Source organism: Sanguibacter sp. HDW7, assembly GCF_011300875.1.
Taxonomy (GTDB): domain Bacteria; phylum Actinomycetota; class Actinomycetes; order Actinomycetales; family Cellulomonadaceae; genus Flavimobilis.
In genome coordinates this window covers 2,265,701-2,288,778 of record NZ_CP049862.1, presented here as the reverse complement: position 1 = coordinate 2,288,778, position 23,078 = coordinate 2,265,701, and the positions used below count along the sequence as shown (strand labels likewise).

Genomic DNA, 23,078 nt, shown 5'->3' with positions numbered 1-23,078 from the left:
ATGGCGGGTCAGCAGCGCGTCTACCGGCAGAGGATCCGGTCGACACAGTCGCTGAAGAAGATCTTCCGTGCGATGGAGCTCATCGCGGCCTCACGCATCGGCAAGGCCCGTGCGAAGGTCACCGCGGCGACGCCGTACACGGAGATGCTCACGCGTGCCGTCTCGGCGGCCGCCACGCACGGCGCGACCGACCACCCGCTGCTCTCGGAGCGTGAGGACACGAACCGCGTCGCGGTCCTGCTCGTCACGTCCGACCGCGGCATGGCCGGCTCGTACTCGGCGTCCGTCATCCGCGAGGCTGAGACGCTCATCGAGCGTCTCGAGGGCGAGGGCAAGGTCGTCGACCTCTACCTCGCCGGGCGCCGCGGCATCTCGTACTACGCGTTCCGCAACCGGCCCGTGGTCGCGTCGTGGTCCGGCGAGTCCGACGCTCCGACGGTCGAGACGGCCAAGGAGATCGCCGATCAGCTGCTCGGCGCCTTCCTGGCACCGGCCGAGGAGGGGGGCGTGGGCGAGCTCCACGTCGTCTACACCCGGTTCATCAACATGGTGACGCAGAAGCCGCGCATCGTCCGGCTCCTGCCGCTCGAGGTCGTCGAGGGCGTCACCGTCGCGGGCGCCGACGAGCCCCTTCCGCTCTACGAGTTCGAGCCGTCCGCGGAAGCCGTGCTCGACGCGCTCCTGCCGCGCTACGTCGGTCGTCGCATCTACACCGCGCTCCTCCAGGCGGCCGCGTCCGAGCTGGCCGCCCGCCAGCGCGCGATGCACACGGCGACGGACAACGCGGAGGATCTCATCCGCAACTACACGCGTCTGGCCAACCAGGCGCGTCAGGCTGAGATCACGCAGGAGATCTCCGAGATCGTCTCGGGCGCTGACGCCCTGGCGGCGTCATGAACCTGACGTCCCGAACCCACGTTGCAAGCATCGACCCCGTCGGGCACCTGCCCGGCTCTGTGAAGCGAGGCCAGCAGTCATGACCGCCACCACTGTCGACACCGGCGCAGCCGGCGCGAAGACCCCCGGCGTGGGGCGCGTCGCCCGCGTCATCGGCCCCGTCGTGGACATCGAGTTCCCGTCGGACCAGATTCCCGAGCTCTACAACGCGCTCCAGGTCGAGATCGACCTGTCGTCGCAGGGCGAGGGCGAGAAGTCGTTCACGCTCAACCTCGAGGTCGCCCAGCACCTCGGCGACTCGATGGTCCGTGCCATCGCCCTCAAGCCGACGGACGGTCTCGTCCGTGGGTCCGAGGTCCGCGACACGGGCGCCCCGATCTCCGTCCCCGTCGGCGACATCACCAAGGGTCACGTCTTCGACGTCACCGGTGAGGTCCTCAACGCGGAGCCTGGCGAGAGGATCGAGATCACCGAGCGTTGGCCGATCCACCGCAAGCCCCCGGCGTTCGACCAGCTCGAGTCGAAGACCTCGATGTTCGAGACCGGCATCAAGTCGATCGACCTCCTCACCCCGTACGTGCAGGGTGGAAAGATCGGCCTCTTCGGTGGTGCGGGCGTCGGCAAGACCGTCCTCATCCAGGAGATGATCTACCGCGTCGCCAACAACCACAACGGTGTCTCCGTGTTCGCCGGTGTCGGCGAGCGCACGCGTGAGGGCAACGACCTCATCCAGGAGATGACGGAGTCGGGCGTCATCAAGCAGACCGCCCTCGTCTTCGGCCAGATGGACGAGCCGCCGGGCACGCGTCTCCGCGTCGCCCTCTCGGCCCTCACCATGGCCGAGTACTTCCGTGACGTGCAGAAGCAGGACGTCCTCCTCTTCATCGACAACATCTTCCGCTTCACGCAGGCCGGCTCCGAGGTCTCGACGCTGCTCGGCCGCATGCCGTCCGCCGTCGGCTACCAGCCGAACCTCGCGGACGAGATGGGTCAGCTGCAGGAGCGCATCACCTCGACGCGTGGTCACTCGATCACGTCGCTCCAGGCGATCTACGTCCCCGCCGACGACTACACGGACCCGGCCCCGGCGACGACGTTCGCGCACCTCGACGCGACGACCGAGCTGAGCCGTGAGATCGCCTCGCGCGGTCTCTACCCGGCCATCGACCCGCTGACGTCGACGTCGCGCATCCTCGACCCGCGGTACGTGGGCCAGGAGCACTACGACACGGCGACGCGCGTGAAGTCCATCCTCCAGCGCAACAAGGAGCTCCAGGACATCATCGCGATCCTCGGTGTCGACGAGCTCTCCGAGGAGGACAAGACCGTCGTCGGTCGTGCCCGCCGCATCCAGCAGTTCCTCTCGCAGAACACCTACATGGCCGAGCAGTTCACCAACGTGCCCGGCTCGACCGTCCCGCTCACGGAGACGATCGAGGCGTTCAAGAAGATCGCGGACGGCGAGTTCGACCACATCTCGGAGCAGGCGTTCTTCAACATCGGTGGCCTCGAGGACCTCGAGCGCAACTGGGCCCGGATCCAGAAGGAGTACGGCGTCTGACGCCGTCCGCCTTCTGAACGAGCCGACACACGCTAGGAGCTCCCATGGCTGATATTTCCGTCGACGTCGTCGCCGCCGACCGGGCCGTCTGGTCCGGCACGGCACGATCCGTCACCGCGCCCGCGCACGACGGGTCGATCGGGATCCTCGCGGGGCACACGCCCCTGCTCGCGCTGCTCTCGGCCGGGACGGTCGTCATCCGTCCCGCCCAGGGCAGCGAGCTCGAGATCTCGGTGACGGGCGGGTTCCTGTCCGTCGACTCCGACCAGATCACGGTGGTCGCCGACGAGGCGACGATCGTCACCGCCTGATCACGCACAGGGGCGGCCGTCATGGAGGAGTGGTTCCGTTGGATGCTCGTCATCCTCGGGCTGCTAGCCGTGGTGGCCGCCCTTGTCGTCGTCGTGCGCCTGCGGGCGCTCGACAGGAGGGTGGGTTCGTTCATGTGCTGCGTGGTCGGCCTGCCCGTCCCGCCAGCACCGTCGGCCCCGAGCGCACCCGTGCGCGTCGGGGTCGCCCACTATGGTGTCGGCCGGCTCGACTGGTACCGACGCTGGTCCTTCTCCCTGCGCGCGGACCGCACGTGGTCGCGGTACGAGCTCGAGGTGGACTCGCGCGACCTCGTCGCCGGGTCGAGCGACCGGTATCGCGTCCGGTGCAGCTATCGTGGGGAGCCGCTCGTCCTCGAGATGTCGGTCCCTGCGTATGCGGGGCTCACCTCGTGGCTCGAGTCCGCGCCGCCGTCGGACGGTGGCGTGGTCTCCTGACCGTGCCGCGTCCCCGGACGCCCGGCGCGGCGGAGCGCCGCCCGTCACCCCCGAGCCTGAGGACGTCGTGAGACTCGTCATCGCGGACTGCGCCGCGCACTACACCGGTCGGCTGTCGGCCCACCTGCCGCTCGCGCGGCGCCTGCTCGTCGTCAAGGCGGACGGTTCCGTGCTGCTGCACTCCGACGGCGGCTCGTACAAGCCGCTCAACTGGATGAGCCCGCCGTGCACGCTCGTCGTCTCGGAGCCCGACGAGGACGAGGCAGCCGCTGGTATGACCGCGGTCTGGGACGTCCAGCACACCAAGAGCGACGATCACCTGCGCATCGAGATCCACGAGGTCGTGCTCGACACGACGGCTGAGCTCGGCATCGACCCCGGCCTCGTCAAGGAGGGCGTCGAGGCGCACCTCCAGGCGCTGCTCGCGGAGCAGATCGAGCTGCTCGGCCCCGGGCACACGCTCGTGCGGCGCGAGTTCATGACGGCCATCGGGCCCGTCGACATCCTTGCGCGTGACCCGCGCGGCGGGTCCGTCGCGATCGAGATCAAGCGGCGGGGCGAGATCGACGGCGTGGAACAGCTGACGCGCTATCTCGACCTGCTCAACCGCGACCCGCTCATCGCGCCGGTGCGCGGCGTGTTCGCGGCTCAGCAGATCAAGCCGCAGGCGCGTGTGCTCGCGACGGACCGCGGCATCGAGTGTCTCGTGCTCGACTACGACGCGATGCGCGGTGTCGACGACGTCGACTCGCGTCTCTTCTGAGCGGATCGGGACCTCGGGACTGGCGCTCGGCGTCCCCGCAGGGCAACAATGGCAGCATGGCTAACAAAGTGGTGCTGCGCGGTCGGGTCCTCACGGGGACGACGGAGATCCCGGACGGCGTCGTCGTCCTCGACGGGTCGAGGGTCGCGTTCGTCGGTGACGTGAGCGCAGCGCAGACCGCGGGTCACGAGCTGGCGGACGCGCGCACCGTGCCGGTCATCACCCCGGGTCTTGTCGACATCCACTGCCACGGCGGCGGCGGCGCGAGCTTCCCTGACTCCGAGGACGCGGAGACCGCGATGACCGCGGTCCTCGTGCACAGGCGCGCGGGCACGACGTCGCTCGTCGCGTCGCTCGTCACCGCGAGCCCCGAGACGTTGCTCGCGCGCAGCGCGGTCCTCGCGGGCCTCGCTGAGGCCGGCGAGCTTGCGGGAGTCCACCTCGAAGGACCGTTCGTCTCCGTCGCGCGCTGCGGCGCACAGGACCCCAACCTCATCCAGGAGCCCGACGCGGAGCTCGTACGGCGCGTCGGGGCCGTCCTCGGACGCCACTTCGTGACGATGACTCTTGCACCCGAGGCCCCTGGCAACACGGGTGACGGTGGTGTCACCGAGGCGCTCGTCGAGGCCGGAGCACTGCCGAGCTACGGGCACACCGACGCGGCAGCGGGCGAGATGCGGGCGGGGCTCGACGAGGCCTTCGACCGGCTCGCTGCCCCGGGCGTCCGCTCGGCACGGCCGACGGTCACGCACCTCTTCAACGGCATGCGCCCGCTCGCGCACCGTGAGGCGGGCCCGATCGCTGACTGCCTCTCCGCCGCAGCGCGTGGCCGCGCCGTCGTCGAGCTCGTCGCCGACGCGACGCACGTCAACCCTGCGCTCGTGCGGGACGTCGTCGAGATGGTCGGCGCGGACAACGTCGCGCTCGTCACTGACGCGATGGCCGCGGCGGGAATGCCCGACGGTGCCTATCGGCTCGGCTCGATGGAGGTCACGGTCGCCGACGGGGTCGCGCGCCTCACCGTGGGCGGCGCGATCGCGGGTGGCACGGCGCGCCTGAGCGACGTCGTGCGTCGCACGGTGCGCGGCGGTGTTCCGCTCGTCGACGCGGTGCGGGCGGCGACGCACACGCCTGCGACGGTGCTCGGGCGGACGGACATCGGTCGGCTCGAGGCCGGCGCGCGCGCCGACGTCCTCCTGCTCGACGACGAGCTCCACGTCCTTGACGTCCTCCGCGGAGGAGAGCCGGTCGCGCAGTCCTGACAGGACGCCGTCACGGCGAGGTCCTCACGCGGCGGTCGCTGCCGCATCCCGAGCGAACCGTCTCCGGATCGAACCACCTTCCGACTCGTAGGGCCCCAGCGCCGTTCGATGGTGCTGGGGCCCTACGAGTCGAGAACCCTGGGTGACTCGTAGCGTTCCTGCACGCTCGCGTGTGCGCAGCGACGTTCCGAGTCCGAGAGGCGTCGGGCGGGATCGGCGACGGAGAGGTGGAGGGGCGCTCAGCGCCGCGTCGTCGATCCGCGGTCGACGAGCGTGGGGGCGACGAGCCTGATCTCCGTCGGGCGGTCCTCCTCGACGCGGTCGACGAGCATGTCGACCGCGACCGAGCCGATGTCTGCGGCCGGGATCTCGACGGCGGTGACCGGCACGGTCTGCCGTTCCGCGACGTCGGCGGGGCAGATCGCGAGGACCGACGTGCGTGCCGGGACGTCGTGCCCGAGCGCCGCGAGGCGGGCGAGGACGTGGGGGAGCGCGGGCTCGTTGTGGACGATGAGGGCCGTCGGTGCGGGGGTGCCGGCGAGAAGCGTGTCGACGGCGGACGCGGTGCCCGCTGCGGAACCGTCGCTGCCGACGAGGCGGACGTCGACGCCGCGGGTCGCGCCCGCGTCTGTGACGCCTCGCGCGAGGCGGACGGCGAACGAGGCGCCGCGCTCCCGGAACTCGTCGGCGTGCGCGACGACGCCGACGCTCGTGTGCCCGAGGTCGGCGAGGTGCTCGACGGTGAGCCGACCCGCTCCCTCGAAGTCGAGGTCGATGCACGAGAGCCTGCCGGGGGCTGCGGGGAGGCCGACGAGGACGGCCGGGCGACCGAGCCCGTCGAGGGCGGCGACGCGGGGGTCGTCGGCCTGGACGTCGAGGACGACGACGCCGTCGACGACGGAGCCGCTCGCGACGCGCTCGACGCCGTCGACGTCGTCCTGGGTGAGGAGGAGGACGTCGAGCCCGTGGTGGCGGGCGCGCAGGACGATCGCGGCGACGAACTGCATGACGACGGCGGTGTCGGTCCCGGTGCGGAGCGGGGCCATGAGAGCGATCGTGCGGGTGCGGGGGGAGGCGGAGGCGAGCGCGCGTGCGCCGGCGTGGGGGCGGTAGCCGAGCTCGTCGACGGCGGCCGCGACGCGGAGCCGGGTCGGTTCCGAGATGCGTCGCTTGCCGGAGAGGGCGTAGGACGCGGTCGAGACGGAGACGCCTGCTGCGCGTGCGACGTCGGCGATCGTCACTGCCATGGGTGCTCCTCTCTGGTCGAGGCCCACCGTAGCGCGTCGGGGGTGGACGCACGGCACGGAGAGCGCTACGGTTGTCGAAACGCTTCGACGATCATAGTCGAACAACGACGGAACGGCGGCAGACCGATGAAGTTCACCGACGGCTACTGGCAGGCCCGCGAGGGCATGCATCCCCAGTTCGCCGCCCAGGCCTACGATGTCTGGCCCGGCGAGGGCACGCTCACGGCGTACGCGCCGACGAAGCGCATCGAGACGCGTGGAGACGTCCTCAACCGCACGATGCTCACGGTCGAGTACTCCGCGCCGATCCCGGACGTCGTCACCGTGAAGGTCACGCAGCACGCCGGCGCGCTCGACCGGGGCCCGCACTTCGCGCTCTCTCGCGCCGAGGGACATGTGGCGGACGTCGTCGTCGCGGACGACGTCGCGACGCTCACGTCGGGCAGCCTCGCGGTGCAGGTGCACCGCGGCGACCACTGGCAGGTCGATTTCGTCGCGGGCGGTCGCGTCCTCACGAGCTCGCTGCCCAAGTCGCTCGGCGTCGTCACGGACGACGAGGGCCGCACCTACCTCCACGAGCAGCTGACCCTCGGTGTCAACGAGCACGTGTACGGCCTCGGCGAGCGCTTCGGGCCCGTCGTGAAGAACGGTCAGACGGTCGACGTGTGGCAGGCGGACGGCGGCACGTCCTCCGAGCAGGCCTATAAGAACGTCCCGTTCTACCTCACGGACAAGGGCTACGGCGTGTTCGTCGACCAGCCCGAGCTCGTCTCGTTCGAGATCGCCTCCGAGGTCGTCTCGCGCACGCAGTTCTCGGTCGAGGCTCAGTCGCTCACCTACCACGTCATCCACGGCGCGACGCCCAAGGCGATCCTCGAGCGCTACACGGCGCTCACCGGCCGTCCCGCGCGTGTGCCCGACTGGTCGTTCGGGCTGTGGCTCTCGACGTCGTTCACGACCGACTACGACGAGGCGACCGTCACGGGCTTCATCGACGGCATGGCCGAGCGTGACCTGCCGCTGTCGGTGTTCCACTTCGACTGCTACTGGATGCGCGAGTTCAACTGGTGCGACTTCGAGTGGGACCCGCGGACGTTCCCGGACCCCGAGGGCATGCTCGCGCGGCTCAAGGCCCGCGGCCTGCGGGTGTGCGTGTGGATCAACCCGTACATCGCCCAGCGCTCGCCGCTGTTCCGCGAGGCGGCCGACGCCGGCTACCTCGTCAAGCGTCCCGACGGCTCGGTGTGGCAGTGGGACCTGTGGGTCGCGGGCATGGGCCTCGTCGACTTCACGAACCCGGAGGCGGCGGCCTGGTACACCGGCAAGCTCGAGGGCCTCATGGACATGGGCGTCGACGCGTTCAAGACGGACTTCGGCGAGCGCATCCCGACGGACGTCGTGTGGCACGACGGCTCGGACCCGGCCCGCATGCACAACTACTACGTGCAGGCGTACAACCAGGCGGTGTTCGAGATGCTCGAGCGGCGCTCGGGTGTCGGCAACGCGGTGCTCTTCGCGCGGTCGGCGACCGCGGGTGGCCAGCAGTTCCCCGTGCACTGGGGCGGCGACTGCTTCTCGACGTTCGCGGCGATGGCCGAGTCGCTGCGCGGCGGGCTCTCGCTCGCGTACTCGGGCTTCGGGTACTGGAGCCACGACATCGGCGGCTTCGAGGGAACTGCCGAGCCCGCGGTGTTCAAGCGTTGGCTCGCCTTCGGCCTGCTCTCGTCGCACTCCCGCCTGCACGGCTCGACGTCGGTGCGGGTGCCGTGGGCGTTCGACGAGGAGGCCGTCGACGTGACGCGTCGCTTCACGCGCCTCAAGCTCTCGCTCATGCCGTACCTCGGCCGGGTCGCGGGGGAGGCTCACGCGGCGGGCACGCCGATGGCACGCCCGATGCTCCTCGAGTTCCCCGAGGACCCGGCGGTCGCGACTCTCGAGACGCAGTACATGCTCGGCGACGCGCTGCTCGTCGCGCCCGTGTTCACCCACTCGGGCGAGGTGACGTACTACGTGCCTGCGGGGACGTGGACGCACCTGCTCGACGGGCGCACCGTGGAGGGTGGCCGGTGGGTGACGGAGTCCTACGGCTTCGACTCGCTGCCGCTGCTCGTGCGGCCGGGCACGGTCCTGCCGGTCGGCGCGCGCGAGGACTCGCCCGAGTACGACTGGGCGGACGGCGTGACGCTGCGGCTCTTCGAGCTTCCCGACGGCTTCGAGGAGACGGTCGTCGTGCCGGCCGCGCAGTCGGTTGGCGGGGAGGCGACGGAGTTCCGCGTCGTGCGCTCGGGCAGCGAGGTTCGGGCGACGTCGTCGAGCACGCGACCGTGGCGCCTCGAGCTCGGCGGCCGTGTCGTCGAGGCGTCGTCGGGCGCGGCGGTCCTCACCGTCTGAGCCCCACCACCTCGACCCTGCGGCCCCGGCCGCATCCCGCACCGGTCCGGCACCTGCCGGGCCGGTGCGGCTTACCGCAACATCGAAACGTTCCGATACGCTAGGGCAAGGGTTGCGCACACCCGCCGTGGTCAGTCACGGTGGATGCGGGACCCGCCCGTATCTCGAAGAGGAGACCACACCCGTGACCGCACCACGCACCTTCCCCGCCGACTTCCTCTGGGGCACGGCGACAGCCTCATATCAGATCGAGGGCGCCGCGACCGAGGGCGGCCGCGCCCCCTCGATCTGGGACACCTTCTCGCACACGCCCGGCAAGACGCTCGACGGCGACACCGGCGACGTGGCAGTCGACCACTACCACCGCTGGCAGGAGGACGTGCAGCACCTCGCCGACCTCGGTGTCGGTGCCTACCGTCTCTCGATCGCGTGGCCCCGCGTCCAGCCCGACGGCCGCGGAGAGCTCAACCGCGAGGGTGTCGAGTTCTACTCGAACCTCGTCGACGCGCTCCTCGAGAAGGGCATCAAGCCCGTCGTCACCCTCTACCACTGGGACCTCCCGCAGGTCCTCGAGGACGAGGGCGGCTGGCGCAACCGCGAGACCGCGCTGCTCTTCGGCGAGTACGCACGCGCCATGGCGCGCGAGCTCGGCGACCGTGTCCACCTGTGGACCACCCTCAACGAGCCTTGGTGCGCCGCGTTCCTCGGCTACGGCAACGGGCAGCACGCGCCCGGCGTGACCGACGACCTCGCCTCGCTCGAGGCCGCCCACCACCTCAACCTCGCCCACGGCCTCGCCGTCTCGGCGATCCGCGAGGAGCTCGGCGCGGACGCCCCCGTCTCGCTCACGCTCAACCTCCACGTCTTCCGGCCCGCCGACCCGGCGAACCCGGGCGACCTCGAGTCGGTCCGCCGCATGGACGCCGTCGGCAACCGGATCTTCACGGGCCCCGTGCTCGACGGCGCCTACCCGGCCGACCTCCTCGCCGACACGGCCGCGATCACCGACTGGTCCTTCGTCCTGGACGGCGACCTCGAGGCGATCCACCAGCCGCTCACCAACCTCGGCCTCAACTACTACGACATCTCGGTCGTCGCCGCGCCGACGGGCGAGCCCGTCGGAGACTTCCCGACCCCCTGGCCGGGCTGCCGCGACGTCCACTACCCCGAGCGTCCGGGCGAGAAGACCTCGATGGGCTGGGGCATCGACGCGACCGGCCTCACCGAGCTGCTCACGGGCCTGTCCGCCCGCTACCCGGACCTGCCGCTCATGGTGACGGAGAACGGTGCCGCGTTCGACGACGAGGTCTCGCCCGACGGTGCCGTCCACGACCCCCGCCGTGTCGCGTACTACGCGCAGCACGTCGAGGCCGTCGGCAAGGCGCTCGACGCGGGCGCGGACGTGCGCGGCTACTTCGCGTGGTCGCTGCTCGACAACTTCGAGTGGTCCTTCGGCTACGCGCGCCGCTTCGGCATCATCCGCGTCGACTACGACACGTTCGCGCGCACGTGGAAGGACTCGGCGCACTGGTACCACGAGCTCGTGACGACCGGCACGCCTCCCGCGCTGCCGTACACGCACGCGGGCTGACCGTGACGACGACGCCCTCCTCACCGGCCGGTGAGGAGGGCGTCGTCGTCGGGGGGACTCAGGCCGGGACGCGCTCGGCGAGCCACGCGAGCTGGCGCGGGGCCATGTGGCCGCCGCCGCCCTCGTGGCCGTTCCAGGGCCACACGACGATCTCCTTGTCCGTCCCTGCGTACGCGTTGAAGGCCGCGTAGATGGTCGACGGCGGGCAGACCGTGTCGCGCAGCGCGGCGGAGGTGAGCAGCGGAGCCGTCGCGCGGCGCGCGTGCGTGACGCCGTCGAAGTACGCGAGCGTCCGGAACGCCTGCTCCTCGTGCCCGCGGTTGACGCTGAGGTACTGGACGATCTCCTGGTAGGGGAAGGAGTCGGTGAGGTCGACCGACCTGCGGAAGTGGCAGAGGAACGGGACGTCGGCCATGACGCCCGCGAGCCCCTCGGCGAGACCTGCGGCGGCGAGCGCGAGGCCGCCGCCCTGGGAGCCGCCCGTGACGACGATGCGGTCGCCGTCGACCTCGGGCATCAGGCGGGCCGCGTCGATCGCGAGCACGGCGTCCGTCTGCAGGCGGCGCAGGTAGTGCTCGCGGGGGTCGAGGATGCCGCGGGTCATCTGTCCGGGCGCCGCCGGGCCGTTGCCGACGGGGTCGGGCGTCTCGCCGCCGTTGCCCCAGGTCGAGCCCTGGCCGCGGGAGTCCATGAAGAGGTGGGCGTAGCCGGCGCTCGCCCACAGGAGGTGCTCGATCGGCAGGCCGCGGCCGCCGCCGTAGCCGTTGTACTGGACGACGGTCGGCAGCGGGCCGTCCGCGCCCGCGGGGAGCGTGAGCCAGGCCCGGACGGGGTGGCCGCCGAAGCCGGAGAACGTCACGTCGTAGGAGTCGACCGCGCGCAGGCCCGTCGTGACGCGCGTGCGCGTCGGAGCGGAGGCGAGCGCGCGGGACTCCGCAAAGGTCGTCGCCCAGAAGTCGTCGTGGTCGGGCGCCTCGCCGACCTCGTCGGGGCCGGGGGCGAACGCCCGCAGCTGGTCGGTGGGCAGGTCGAAGATGGCCATCTGGTCCTCGTCGTCGGGGGTCGTCGCGCACGTCGTCGACGGCGTGCGCACGCCCAGCCTAGGCGACGCGTTGGGAGCGCTTCCGGCGCTGGGCGCGCGTGTCGTCGAGGAGCCCTCCGGCGTGTCGCGCGCGGGCGTGTCGCGCCGGCGGCGGGTGAGATCTGCGCCGAGGTGCGTCGTGCTCCACCGGCTGTGGACAGCGTGCGTGCACCGGGTGGGGACGACGCCGCGGGCGCCGGAGCGGACGGGCGGAGAGAGCCTGGAGCGGCGTCCCGCCGCGGATGTCGGTGGCTCGTGGGAGGCTGCTCGCAGGGTCGCCCACGCGGCCTCGCGGGGGCGACTGCGCGGTCGTCCACAGGCTTCCCACACGTCTGTCCACCGCTCGTCGAACATGGGATGACATCGATGTAAGTCACAACACCTAGGGGTTGTGGTCTTGGAGGACCACTAGGTGTAGTGTTGCGACGTCGATGAGTGCTCCGGGGTTCCGGAGCCCGCACGACGAACCACACGAACGTAGTTCAGCCGCTCCGCGCGGCCGGACGCTCCGAACGAGGGGACCCGCGTGATGAGCATCACGGTCTACAGCAAGCCGGCCTGCGTGCAGTGCGACGCCACCTACCGCGCGCTCGACAAGCGCGGTATCGACTACACGGTCGTCGACATCAGCCAGGACCTCGAGGCCCTCGAGATGGTCCGCTCGCTCGGCTACATGCAGGCCCCCGTCGTCGTCGCCGGCGACTCCCACTGGTCGGGCTTCCGCCCCGACCAGATCTCCGCCCTCGCGACGCAGGTCGCGACCGCCGTCGCCTGACGGCGCACCCGCCCGGCCGCCTCGAGCAGGCGCGCCGGGCGCTTTCGTACCCGCCTGTCCTGCGGCACCCGCAGGGCGACCGCCCCACGAGGGAGGTGGCACGTGGTCCCGCACCACGGTCGCTCGACGGTCACCCGCTCGAGGTGATCCGGTGAGCAGGCTCGTCTACTTCTCCAGCGTCTCCGAGACGACCCACCGCTTCGTCCTGAAGCTGGGTCTCGAGGCCACACGCATCCCCCTGACACGCATCGAGGACCCGCTCCGGGTCACCGAGCCCTACGTGCTCGTCACCCCCACCTACGGCGGGGGCAACGGCAAGGGCGCGGTGCCCAAGCAGGTCGTCCGGTTCCTCAACGACGAGGGCAACCGGTCGTTGATCCGCGGCGTCATCGCCGCGGGCAACACCAACTTCGGCGAGGCCTACTGCCTCGCAGGGAAGATCATCTCCGCCAAGTGCGAGGTGCCGTACCTGTACGGCTTCGAGCTCCTGGGGACGAGCGAGGACGTCACCCGCGTCCGCGAAGGATTGAGGCAGTTTTGGCAACGACAGTCACGGAGAACAGCATGATCGCCCTCGAGCAGGAGTCCGAGATGGACTACCACGCGCTCAACGCGATGCTCAACCTCTACGGCCCGAACGGGGAGATCCAGTTCGGCAAGGACCGCGAGGCCGCCCGCGCCTACTTCCTCCAGCACGTCAACCAGAACACGGTGTTCTTCCACTCGCTGCGTGAGCGCCTCGACTACCTCGTCGAGCACCACTACTACGAGCCCGCCGTGCTCGACCAGTACTCGTTCGAGTTCATCACGCAGCTCAACGACCTCGCGTACGCCAAGAAGTACCGCTTCGACACGTTCCTCGGCGCGTTCAAGTACTACACGTCGTACACGCTCAAGACCTTCGACGGGAAGCGCTACCTCGAGCGCTTCGAGGACCGCGTCGTCATGACGGCCCTCGCCCTCGCCTCGGGCGACGAGAAGCTCGCGACGAACCTCGTCGAGGAGGTCCTCTCGGGCCGCTTCCAGCCCGCGACCCCCACGTTCCTCAACGCCGGCAAGGCGCAGCGCGGCGAGCTCGTCTCGTGCTTCCTCCTGCGTATCGAGGACAACATGGAGTCGATCTCGCGCGGGATCAACTCCTCGCTGCAGCTCTCCAAGCGCGGCGGCGGCGTTGCGCTCCTCCTCTCGAACATCCGTGAGGCCGGGGCGCCCATCAAGAAGATCGAGAACCAGTCGAGCGGCATCATCCCCGTGATGAAGCTCCTCGAGGACTCGTTCTCGTACGCCAACCAGCTCGGCGCGCGTCAGGGCGCGGGCGCGGTCTACCTCTCCGCGCACCACCCGGACATCATGAAGTTCCTCGACACCAAGCGTGAGAACGCGGACGAGAAGATCCGCATCAAGACGCTCTCGCTCGGCGTCGTCATCCCCGACATCACGTTCGACCTCGCGCGCAAGAACGAGCCGATGTACCTCTTCTCGCCCTACGACGTCGAGCGCGTCTACGGCGTCCCGTTCGGCGACATCTCCGTGACGGAGAAGTACGCGGAGATGGTCGAGGACTCCCGGATCCGCAAGACGAAGATCAACGCGCGTGAGTTCTTCCAGACGCTCGCGGAGATCCAGTTCGAGTCGGGCTACCCGTACATCGTCTTCGAGGACACGGTCAACAAGGCGAACCCCATCAAGGGTCGCATCAACATGTCGAACCTCTGCTCGGAGATCCTCCAGGTCAACACGCCGACGACGTACAACGAGGACCTCTCGTACGACGCGATCGGCAAGGACATCTCCTGCAACCTCGGCTCGCTCAACATCGCGCGCGCCATGGACTCCCCGGACCTCGGCCTCTCGGTCGAGACCGCGATCCGCGCTCTGTCGGCCGTGTCCGACCAGTCGCACATCTCCTCCGTCCGCTCGATCGAGGTCGGCAACGACTCCTCGCACGCGATCGGCCTCGGCCAGATGAACCTCCACGGCTACCTCGCCCGCGAGCGCGTCTTCTACGGCTCGGAGGAGGGCATCGACTTCACGAACATCTACTTCATGACGGTGCTCTTCCACGCGCTGCGCGCCTCCAACCGCATCGCGATCGAGCGCGGCGAGACGTTCGGCGGCTTCGAGGACTCGGCGTACGCGTCGGGCACGTTCTTCGACAAGTACACCGAGCAGGCGTGGGTGCCCTCGACGGCGCGCGGCGCGGAGCTCTTCGCGCAGGCAGGCCAGCACATCCCGACGCAGGACGACTGGCGCGAGCTCAAGGCCTCGGTCATGGAGCACGGCATCTACAACCAGAACCTCCAGGCCGTCCCGCCGACCGGCTCGATCTCGTACATCAACCACGCGACGAGCTCGATCCACCCGATCGCCTCGAAGATCGAGATCCGCAAGGAGGGCAAGATCGGGCGCGTCTACTACCCGGCGCCCTACATGACGAACGACAACCTGGAGTACTACCAGGACGCGTACGAGATCGGCTACGAGAAGATCATCGACACGTACGCCGCGGCGACGCAGCACGTCGACCAGGGTCTCTCGCTCACCCTGTTCTTCAAGGACACCGCGACGACGCGCGACCTCAACAAGGCGCAGATCTACGCGTGGCGCAAGGGCATCAAGACGATCTACTACATCCGTCTGCGCCAGCTCGCGCTCGAGGGCACCGAGGTCGAGGGCTGCGTCTCCTGCATGCTCTGACCTGAGACCGGAGGATCACACATGGCACCGGACGCGCGCGGCGCACGCACCTGGCAGGTCCAGGCGCTGGGTCGCGCGCGCCCGGCAGCAGTCGGGGGCACAGCCGCCCTCGTCGCCGGCGCGTTCCTCCTCGTCTTCGGCACGATCTGGCTCGGCGTCACGCTCACGGTCGCCTTCGCGACCGGCACGGTGCGGGCGGTCGTCGACGACGACCTCGTCCGCGTCGAGGGCACCGTCGTCTCGCTGGAACGCAGGGCGATGGACGACGGCGGCTCCGGGTGTCGTTCGATCGTCGGGTTCGTCGGCCTCGACGGCGTCGAGCGGACCGCGACCGACGGCGTCACCCGGTCGCCGTGCCAGAGCCTCGGCACTGAGGTCGGTGTGCTGCTGGACCCCGCCGACCCCGCGTGGTCCCAGGTCGACCCGGTCGGTGGGTTCCTCGGCTGGTTCCTCGGTGCCTTCGCCGCCATCGGGCTGGTCCTCCTCGTGAGCGGCGCGTTCGCCGTGTGGCGCGGAGCGCGCGCGATCCGGCGAGCACGACGCTCCCGAGCGACGCCTTCGGGGCCTCCCGGCACCTCTGGGCCTCCCGGTCCTGCCGGGCAGGCACGCGGACAGGGGGCCTCGATGCCCGGTGTCGTCGTGATGCCGGGGAGCGTGCCCGACGCTACGGCTCCCGGGTCGTCAGGCGCTCCGCCGACAGCTCCGGGCACCCCGGGCAGCGGCGCCCGCGTCGCACCCCCGCTCTTCTGACAGACTCATGACCAGACACATCCCTCCGAGCTCGAACGAGGCCCACAGAATGACCCCCAGCCCGAAGATCAAGCTGATCGACCGTGTGACGGCGATCAACTGGAACCGCATCGAGGACGACAAGGACCTCGAGGTCTGGGACCGTCTCACCGGCAACTTCTGGCTGCCGGAGAAGGTCCCGCTGTCGAACGACATCCAGTCGTGGGCCAACTTCAACGACGAGGAGAAGACGCTGACGACGCGCGTCTTCACCGGCCTCACGCTGCTCGACACGATCCAGGGCACGGTCGGTGCCGTCTCGCTCATCCCGGACGCGCTGACCCCGCACGAGGAGGCCGTCTACACGAACATCGCGTTCATGGAGTCGGTCCACGCGAAGAGCTACTCGTCGATCTTCTCGACGCTCATCTCGACGCCGGAGATCGACGAGGCGTTCCGCTGGTCGGAGGAGAACGAGGCCCTGCAGCGCAAGGCGCAGATCATCCTCGACTACTACCGCGGCGACGACCCGCTCAAGCGCAAGGTCGCCTCGACGATGCTCGAGTCGTTCCTCTTCTACTCGGGCTTCTACCTGCCGATGCACTGGTCCTCGCGGGCCCGCCTCACGAACACGGCGGACCTCATCCGCCTCATCATCCGTGACGAGGCGGTCCACGGGTACTACATCGGCTACAAGTACCAGAAGGGCCTCGAGCGCGCCTCGCAGGAGGTCCGCGACGACATGAAGGCCTACACGTTCGAGCTGCTCTTCGAGCTCTACGAGAACGAGGTCCAGTACACGCAGGACCTCTACGACGGCGTCGGCCTCACGGAGGACGTCAAGAAGTTCCTGCGCTACAACGCGAACAAGGCGCTCATGAACCTCGGCTACGAGGGGCTGTTCCCCAAGGACGAGACGAACGTCAACCCCGCGATCCTCTCGGCGCTCTCGCCGAACGCCGACGAGAACCACGACTTCTTCTCGGGCTCGGGCTCGTCGTACGTCATCGGCAAGGCCGTCAACACGGAGGACGAGGACTGGGAGTTCTGACGCTCCCGGTCTCCTGACCGTACGGCCGAGGGCCGGTCACCGCTGAGGCGGTGACCGGCCCTCGGCCGTCCATGGTCTCAGGCCTGGGCGCCGACCTCGTCCCCGGTGTCTGCGGACGAGCTGACAGCGTCCCGCGCTTCGCGGGCCATGCGACGCACGGCCCGCAGGCCGAAGACGGCCGCGGGACCGATCGTCGAGCCCGGGCCGGGGTAGGTGCGGCCCATGACGGACGCGGACGCGTTGCCGGCGGCGTAGAGCCCCTCGATGACGCTGCCGTCGGCGCGCAGCGCGCGACCGTCGACGTCGGTGACGACGCCACCCTTGGTGCCCAGGTCGCCGAGGACGACCTTGTACGCGACGAACGGGCCGCGCTCGATCGTGCCGAGGTTGTTGTTCGGCCGGACGGTCGGGTCGCCGTAGTAGCGGTCGTAGGCGGAGTCGCCACGGGCGAAGTCGCCGTCGACGCCTGCGCGTGCGAAGCCGTTGAAGCGCTCGATCGTCGCGCGGAGGGTGGCGTGGTCAGCGCCGATGGCGGTCGCGAGCTCCGCGAGCGTCTTCGCCCGGACCTCGACGCCTTCGGCGCGCATGGCCTTGGTCGCACGCGGGTCCATCGCGAACGTGCGGAAGTAGCGGCGGAGGTACCGCGCGTCGAGGATCATCCAGTAGGGGCCGGCGCCGCCGTCGTGCTCGAGCATGTGGTGGCCGAGGTCGACGTACGACTCGGACTCGTTGGCGAAGCGCGCACCGCGAGCGTCGACCATGAGCGAGTACGGCATCGAGCGCTCGCCGACGATGAACGACGGTCCGGTCGTGGAGGTCGGCGCGATCGACGCGCCCCACCAGGCGTCGTCCATGAGCTCGACGGTCGCGCCGCGGCGCTGGGCCTCGGCGATCGGCGCGCCGAGGTTGCCGGGGTTGCCCGACGGGGTGCCCTCGACGCCCTGGTGCGCGAGCCGCCACTCACGGTTGGCCTCGAAGCCGCCCGAGGCGAGCATGACGCCGAGCCGGGCGCCGACGCGCACGGTGCTGCCCTCGCGTTCGACGGTGATGCCGACGACGCGCCCGTCCTCGACGACGAGCTCTCCGAGAGGCGACGAGAGCCACATGGGGACGTTGCCGTCGACGATCGTCGCCCGGCCGAACGCCGTGGCCCATGCGTTGCCGATGCCGACGAGGCGGCGGCCGGTGACGACTCCACCGAGGACGCGGGAGACGACGCGGACGCCGCGGACCATGCCGGAGACCGTCGACCACGAGCGTCCCAGCTCCCAGACGTCGTCGGTCATCGCGGGCAGAGCCATCGCGTTGCGCAGCGTGTCCCAGTGGGGGCCGAGGGGCTTGGACGACAGGGGCTTGACCTCGATGCTCCGGCCGATCTTGCCGCCGGGGCGCTCGGGGTAGTAGTCGGGGTAGTCGGTCGCGCGGGCAAAGGTGACGCCGTGGCGCTCGGCAGTCGTCACGAGGTCGTCGACCCCGTCGACGAAGGCCTCCTTGCGCTCGCGGGACGCGGCGGCTCCGCACTCGCCGATCGTCGCCTCCATGTAGGCGAGGGACTCCTCGCGGGAGTCGCCGACGCCGGCCCGGGCCATGAGGGGGTTGTCGGGGAGCCACATGCCTCCGCCCGACATCGCTGTGGATCCGCCCCACTTCTCGGTGGACTCGACGAGCAGGACGCTGAGCCCCTCGTCGACGGCGCCGAGCGCGGTGGACAGGCCTGCGGACCCCGTGCCGACGACGACGACGTCGAAGGTGTGGTCGAACGTGGTCATGGTGTGCTCCTCACCTCACCGGACAGCGTTGTCCGGATCTATGATCCCAGCATGCCCATCTCGCGCCGCCCGGTCAACCGAGGACCCGCTGCCGCGGCAGCCAACCGCGCCGCCCTCGTCGACGCCGCCCGCCGGCTCTTCACCGAGCGCGGCTACCGCGTCCCGCTCCACGCGATCGCGCAGGAGGCCGGCGTGGGCCAGGGCGTCCTCTACCGGCACTTCCCTGCACGGCTGGATCTCGCGATCGCCGCGTTCGAGGACAACTTCCGCGACCTCGAGGAGGCGGCGTCCGGCGACGACGCGGGCGCGCTCGGCCGCGTGTGGGACCTCCTCGTCGCACAGACGCTGCGGGAGGCGGCGTTCGTCGAGATGGCGGTCGAGGCACGGCGCACGCACCCCGTGTACGACGGGGACACCCGGCTCGAGCGCCTCGTGGGACAGACGCTCCCGGCGGCTCGTGCGGCGGGCCTCGTCGACGAGGCGACGACCGTCGGCGACGTCCTGCTCGCCTGGCGCATGGTCTTCGGCGTCGTCGTCACCGCGGCGACCCCGGAGGCCGCCGCGGCGGACGTGGCACGGCTCGAGATGCCGTACGTCTCCCGTGCCCGAGGGGACGTGCGCTGACGGTCAGTCCCCGGGCGTCGTCGTCCCGATCGCGGGCTGCGCGGACCACGGGAACGTGATCCACAGGTCCGTGTCCTTCCACGAGTAGTCAGGGCGCACGATCGAGCGCGGCTTCGTGAAGAGCACGGCCGAGCGCGCCTCGGCGCCCTTCGCCGCAAGGATCTCCATGACGAGCGCGAGCGTGCGGCCCGAGTCCGCGACGTCGTCGACGACGAGCACGTGCGCACCCGGCAGGTCGGAGGTGTCCATGAGGGGAGGCAGGACGCGCGGGTCCTCGAGCGTCTGGCCGATGTCCGTGTAGAACTCGACGTTGAGCGTCCCGACGCCCTTCGTGCCGAGCGCGTACGCCACTGCGCCGCCGGGGACGAGTCCACCACGGGCGATCGCGACGACGACGTCGGGCCGGAACCCGGAGTCGTAGACCTGCTGGGCCAGCTCACGGGAGGCGACGCCGAAGGCCTCCCACGTGAGGATCTCGCGCTCGGGGGACGGGACCTGGTTCTCGGTGCTCATCGCCTCACGATACGTGTGCTGGAGCGGCACGTCGGGGCCGCAGGGCCCGGATCGGACGGACGTCACGCGTGAGGCTGCTCACGCACGCCGCGCGGAGCCCCCACCTGCCGCAACGTCCGCGAACGCCCGAGGGGCGCGCACCGTGCGGTGCGCGCCCCTCGGGACGGGTGGCGGCCGGTGCCGCCGGAGGTCACTTCGCGTCGACGACCTTCTCGATCGTCACGACGAAGATCATCGTCTCGGTCGCGAGCTCGCTCGACTGGTTGAGCCCGTAGCCGTACGCCGGCGGGATGACGAGCATGACGGTCGAACCGGCCTTGACGCCCGAGAGACCGTGCGTCCAGCCGGAGACGACCCCCGAGAGGGGGAACTCCGTCGGCTCGTCGCCGCGGCTCCACGAGGAGTCGAACTCGGTGCCGTCGGAGCCCTTGACGCCGAGGTAGTGCGCGGCGATCGTGTCAGTCTTCTCGACGACGGGGCCGTCGCCCTCCTCGAGGACGACGCGCGAGATGCCGCGGGGAATCGTGATGCCGCCCTCGGGCAGCTTCACGGTGGGCTTGGTGCCCTTCTCCGCGGTCGCCGTCGGCAGGCCGGCGTCGCCCGCCTTCGCATCCGTGACCTCTGGGGTCGCGGGGAAGGTGTCGACGATCTCGAACACCTGGGCGGCAGCCGACCCGCTGTTGGGGAAGGCGGAGACGATGCGGGTCCCGACGGTGAGGCCTGCCAGAGCGCCCGTGTCGAGCGTGCCCGTGGTCGCGGGCGTGGGGAAGAAGAGCGGCGCCGACGTGAGGCCGAGGTGCGTGCCGTCGGCGATGGTGACGACGCGCGCGAGGAAGCTCACGAGCTCACCCTCGGCGACCTTCGGACCGTCGCCCGTGCACGCGACCGCGGTCTCACCCTTCTCGGGGACCTCGAACTTCGGGTCGATCTTGATCTCCGGCGTCGTGCCGACGTCACCCGTGAGCGTCGTCGCGGCGAGGAGCTTCGAGTCGCCGGCCGCGACAGGCGTGCAGGAGGTCGCGGCGGTGTCGTACGTCCCCGGCGTCGGCTCCTCGGTCGGGGTGGCGGACCCGGTGGCGCTGGGCGTGCCGGTCGCGCTCGGCGTGCCTCCCTCGGAGGCGTCGTCGGAGCAGCCGGCGAGAGCGAGAGCGGCTACGGCGACGAGCACGGCGCCGCGTCGCAGGAAGGTGCTGGACACTTGGGGGGATCCTCACGTCTGGGGGCGTGGCGCGCCACGGGTCCCCGCTACCTTACGGGGTGAACCTGGGTGCGCGCTGAGTACTTCGCCATCCGGCCCCCGGACCGTGGCACGATGGACCGATGCCCTCCAAGCGTCCTTCACATCGTCGTCCGTGGGGTGAGCCGCACCGCGAGCTCGACCTCGACCGGGCCACGGGCGGGCGCTCGACGACGCAGCGCGGCGGCGAGGACTGGACGGTGCAGAAGATCCGCGCGAGCGACAAGGCCTATCGCTGCCCGGGCTGCCAGCAGGAGATCCCGCAGGGCACCCCGCACGTCGTTGCCTGGGCCCAGGACGGGCTCTTTGGGGCGTCGGCAGCGCTCGAGCAGCGGCGGCACTGGCACGCAGCGTGCTGGGACCGCGCGCGCTGAGCGAGCCCCGCTGCGTGGACGTGCCCGAGGTCACGCGGACCGGCGGACCCGGAGGGCGGGGCCCGGGCTAGGCTCGGGCCTCGTGACGACCGAGATCCGCTCCACGACAGTCCTGCCCGCCCGACGCGAGGACATCGAGCTCCACACGGCCGACGGCCTCACGCTCGTCGGCGAGCTCGCGCTCCCTGCTGACCGCGATCCTGTCGCGACGCTCGTCACCCTCCACCCGCTGCCGACGCACGGCGGCTTCATGGACTCCCACGTCTACCGCAAGGCCGCGTGGCGCCTGCCGGCGCTCGCCGACCTCGCGGTGCTCCGCTTCAACACGCGCGGCACCTCCTCGCCGCGCGGCACGAGCGAGGGCGCCTTCGACGGCGGCGAGGCCGAGCGCTTCGACGTCGCCGCGGCCATCGAGCTCGCGGAGTTCCGCGACCTTCCGCGTCGCTGGCTCGTCGGCTGGTCCTTCGGCACCGAGCTCGTCCTCAAGCACGGCACGGACCCGTCGATCGAGGGCGCGATCCTCCTCTCGCCGCCGCTGCACCGCGCGACCGACGACGACCTGCGGCGCTGGGCCGACTTCGGCCGCCCGCTCAAGATCCTCGTCCCCGAGCACGACGACTACCTGCAGCCGGCCGAGGCGCGCGAGCGCTTCGACCTCGTCCCGCAGGCCGAGGTGATCGGCGTCGATGGCGCCAAGCACCTGTGGGTCGGCGAGGCAGCGGTCCGCACGGTGCTCGACGAGATCGTCGCGACGGTCCTGCCGGGCCACGCGCCCCTGCCGACGACGTGGGACGGCGAGGCCGCGACGGCCGACGAGCCCGAGACCCGCTGACACGTCCCTTCCCGCGGGGGAGGATGGGGCTGCGGGCACCGTGCCCGTACTGCTGACGGGCCTCGCGGCCCGGGGGACGGAGGCACCACGTGATGACCGGTGACGGACTGCTCGCCCACCACCGCCTGCGCGAGGGGGAGGGCACGCCCCTCGTCCTGCTCCACGGCTTCCCGCTCGACTCCCGCATGTGGCACGACGTCGTCCCTCTCCTTCCGGGAGCGTTCCCCGTCCTCGCGCTCGACCTGCCGGGCATGGGGTCCTCGCCGTCCGGGCACGACGTCGCGCAGCGCCTCCAGGTCCCCGACGTCCCCTCGGTCGACATCCAGGCCGACGCGGTCGCGGACACGCTCGCCGAGCTCGGAGTCGACCGCGCGGTCGTCGCGGGACTCTCGATGGGCGGCTACACGGTCCTCTCGCTCCTCGAGCGTCATGCCTGGCTGCTCGCGGGTGCGGCGCTCGTCGACACGAAGGCCGGCGCGGACACGGACGACGCACGCGCCAACCGGCTGCGTATCGCCGACGAGGTCGAGCGCTCCGGCACGGTCGACGAGGTGCTCGGTATGCGGCGTGCGGTCCTCGGCGAGACGAGTCGTGAGCAGCGCCCCGACCTCGTCGACCGGGTCGACGGCTGGATCCGTGACCAGGGCCCCGCCGGCGTCGCGTGGTGCCAGCGCGCGATGGCGGCCCGCCCGGACCGCCTCGCCGCGCTCGCCGCGTTCGACGGCCCCGTCGCGGTCGTCGTCGGTGACGAGGACGAGCTCTCGCCCGTCGCCGAGGCCGAGGCCATGCAGGACGCAGCGCGCGACGCGACGCTCACCGTCGTCCGGCGCGCGGGCCACATGACACCGATCGAGAACCCCGAGCCCGTCGCGGCCGCGCTGGCCGCGCTCGTCGGGCGGGCTCGCGACTGACCGCTG

22 protein-coding genes are annotated in these 23,078 nt (G+C 70.8%); 17 read left to right on the top strand and 5 right to left on the bottom strand.

Going from position 1 to position 23,078, the window contains the following annotated elements:
* From G7063_RS10470 to G7063_RS10445, 6 genes are all read left to right on the top strand, one after another.
* Window positions 1-897, top strand: a complete 897-nt coding sequence (locus G7063_RS10470; protein WP_166414340.1) for a F0F1 ATP synthase subunit gamma — start codon at window positions 1-3, stop codon at window positions 895-897.
* A gap of 79 nt (window positions 898-976) precedes the next feature.
* Window positions 977-2,458: a F0F1 ATP synthase subunit beta gene (gene atpD / locus G7063_RS10465; protein WP_166414339.1), complete on the top strand. Its 1,482-nt coding sequence runs from the start codon at window positions 977-979 to the stop codon at window positions 2,456-2,458.
* Window positions 2,459-2,502: 44 nt separating this feature from the next.
* On the top strand, window positions 2,503-2,769 hold the full coding sequence (locus G7063_RS10460; protein ID WP_166414338.1) for a F0F1 ATP synthase subunit epsilon: 267 nt from the start codon (window positions 2,503-2,505) through the stop codon (window positions 2,767-2,769).
* A gap of 21 nt (window positions 2,770-2,790) precedes the next feature.
* The gene (locus G7063_RS10455; RefSeq protein WP_166414337.1) at window positions 2,791-3,225 is read left to right on the top strand and encodes a DUF2550 family protein; all 435 of its coding nucleotides are present in this window, start codon (window positions 2,791-2,793) and stop codon (window positions 3,223-3,225) included.
* 67 nt (window positions 3,226-3,292) lie between these two features.
* On the top strand, window positions 3,293-3,988 hold the full coding sequence (nucS, locus tag G7063_RS10450; protein WP_166414336.1) for an endonuclease NucS: 696 nt from the start codon (window positions 3,293-3,295) through the stop codon (window positions 3,986-3,988).
* A 56-nt stretch (window positions 3,989-4,044) separates the two neighbouring features.
* Window positions 4,045-5,250, top strand: a complete 1,206-nt coding sequence (locus tag G7063_RS10445; protein WP_166414335.1) for an N-acetylglucosamine-6-phosphate deacetylase — start codon at window positions 4,045-4,047, stop codon at window positions 5,248-5,250.
* Between the two features lie 239 nt (window positions 5,251-5,489).
* Here the strand turns inward: G7063_RS10445 and G7063_RS10440 are convergent, their stop codons facing one another.
* Window positions 5,490-6,497, bottom strand: a complete 1,008-nt coding sequence (locus G7063_RS10440) for a LacI family DNA-binding transcriptional regulator (protein WP_166414334.1) — start codon at window positions 6,495-6,497, stop codon at window positions 5,490-5,492.
* Window positions 6,498-6,623: 126 nt separating this feature from the next.
* On the opposite strand from G7063_RS10440, the gene yicI reads away from it, so the two are divergent.
* Entirely contained in the window at window positions 6,624-8,888 is a 2,265-nt protein-coding gene (yicI, locus tag G7063_RS10435; RefSeq protein WP_166414333.1) for an alpha-xylosidase, read from the top strand.
* Window positions 8,889-9,072: 184 nt separating this feature from the next.
* Window positions 9,073-10,479: a GH1 family beta-glucosidase gene (locus G7063_RS10430; protein WP_166414332.1), complete on the top strand. Its 1,407-nt coding sequence runs from the start codon at window positions 9,073-9,075 to the stop codon at window positions 10,477-10,479.
* A 58-nt stretch (window positions 10,480-10,537) separates the two neighbouring features.
* On the opposite strand, the gene G7063_RS10425 is transcribed toward G7063_RS10430, so the two are convergent.
* Window positions 10,538-11,521 carry an acetylxylan esterase gene (locus tag G7063_RS10425; protein ID WP_166415316.1) on the bottom strand — a complete coding sequence of 328 codons (984 nt, stop codon included), beginning with the start codon at window positions 11,519-11,521 and terminating at the stop codon, window positions 10,538-10,540.
* A gap of 568 nt (window positions 11,522-12,089) precedes the next feature.
* Here G7063_RS10425 and nrdH point away from each other — a divergent pair.
* The 5 genes from nrdH (at window position 12,090) to nrdF (ending at window position 16,812) form a co-directional block, all read left to right on the top strand.
* Complete coding sequence (gene nrdH / locus G7063_RS10420) at window positions 12,090-12,335, top strand: glutaredoxin-like protein NrdH (protein ID WP_166415315.1); 246 nt, start codon at window positions 12,090-12,092, stop codon at window positions 12,333-12,335.
* Between the two features lie 151 nt (window positions 12,336-12,486).
* Entirely contained in the window at window positions 12,487-12,903 is a 417-nt protein-coding gene (gene nrdI / locus G7063_RS10415; RefSeq protein ID WP_166414331.1) for a class Ib ribonucleoside-diphosphate reductase assembly flavoprotein NrdI, read from the top strand.
* Entirely contained in the window at window positions 12,900-15,032 is a 2,133-nt protein-coding gene (gene nrdE / locus G7063_RS10410; protein WP_166414330.1) for a class 1b ribonucleoside-diphosphate reductase subunit alpha, read from the top strand. Before nrdI ends, nrdE begins: the two co-directional genes overlap by 4 nt.
* A gap of 21 nt (window positions 15,033-15,053) precedes the next feature.
* Window positions 15,054-15,782 (top strand): DUF3592 domain-containing protein, encoded by a 729-nt coding sequence (locus G7063_RS10405; RefSeq protein ID WP_166414329.1) that lies wholly within the window; start codon window positions 15,054-15,056, stop codon window positions 15,780-15,782.
* Window positions 15,783-15,831: 49 nt separating this feature from the next.
* Window positions 15,832-16,812 (top strand): class 1b ribonucleoside-diphosphate reductase subunit beta, encoded by a 981-nt coding sequence (gene nrdF, locus G7063_RS10400; protein WP_166414328.1) that lies wholly within the window; start codon window positions 15,832-15,834, stop codon window positions 16,810-16,812.
* Between the two features lie 77 nt (window positions 16,813-16,889).
* Here the strand turns inward: nrdF and G7063_RS10395 are convergent, their stop codons facing one another.
* Window positions 16,890-18,581: an FAD-binding protein gene (locus G7063_RS10395; RefSeq protein ID WP_166414327.1), complete on the bottom strand. Its 1,692-nt coding sequence runs from the start codon at window positions 18,579-18,581 to the stop codon at window positions 16,890-16,892.
* A 51-nt stretch (window positions 18,582-18,632) separates the two neighbouring features.
* Here G7063_RS10395 and G7063_RS10390 point away from each other — a divergent pair, with 51 nt between their 5' ends.
* Window positions 18,633-19,205, top strand: a complete 573-nt coding sequence (locus G7063_RS10390) for a TetR/AcrR family transcriptional regulator (protein ID WP_166414326.1) — start codon at window positions 18,633-18,635, stop codon at window positions 19,203-19,205.
* Window positions 19,206-19,208: 3 nt separating this feature from the next.
* Here the strand turns inward: G7063_RS10390 and G7063_RS10385 are convergent, their stop codons facing one another.
* The gene (locus G7063_RS10385) at window positions 19,209-19,718 is read right to left on the bottom strand and encodes a phosphoribosyltransferase (protein ID WP_166414325.1); all 510 of its coding nucleotides are present in this window, start codon (window positions 19,716-19,718) and stop codon (window positions 19,209-19,211) included.
* A gap of 190 nt (window positions 19,719-19,908) precedes the next feature.
* Window positions 19,909-20,916 carry an FKBP-type peptidyl-prolyl cis-trans isomerase gene (locus G7063_RS10380; RefSeq protein WP_166414324.1) on the bottom strand — a complete coding sequence of 336 codons (1,008 nt, stop codon included), beginning with the start codon at window positions 20,914-20,916 and terminating at the stop codon, window positions 19,909-19,911.
* Window positions 20,917-21,038: 122 nt separating this feature from the next.
* Between G7063_RS10380 and G7063_RS10375 the strand changes: the two genes are divergently transcribed.
* The 3 genes from G7063_RS10375 (at window position 21,039) to G7063_RS10365 (ending at window position 23,072) form a co-directional block, all read left to right on the top strand.
* Entirely contained in the window at window positions 21,039-21,329 is a 291-nt protein-coding gene (locus G7063_RS10375; RefSeq protein WP_166414323.1) for a hypothetical protein, read from the top strand.
* A gap of 82 nt (window positions 21,330-21,411) precedes the next feature.
* Window positions 21,412-22,161 carry an alpha/beta hydrolase gene (locus G7063_RS10370; protein ID WP_166414322.1) on the top strand — a complete coding sequence of 250 codons (750 nt, stop codon included), beginning with the start codon at window positions 21,412-21,414 and terminating at the stop codon, window positions 22,159-22,161.
* 92 nt (window positions 22,162-22,253) lie between these two features.
* Window positions 22,254-23,072, top strand: a complete 819-nt coding sequence (locus tag G7063_RS10365) for an alpha/beta fold hydrolase (protein WP_166414321.1) — start codon at window positions 22,254-22,256, stop codon at window positions 23,070-23,072.
* The last annotated feature ends 6 nt before the right edge of the window (window positions 23,073-23,078 follow it).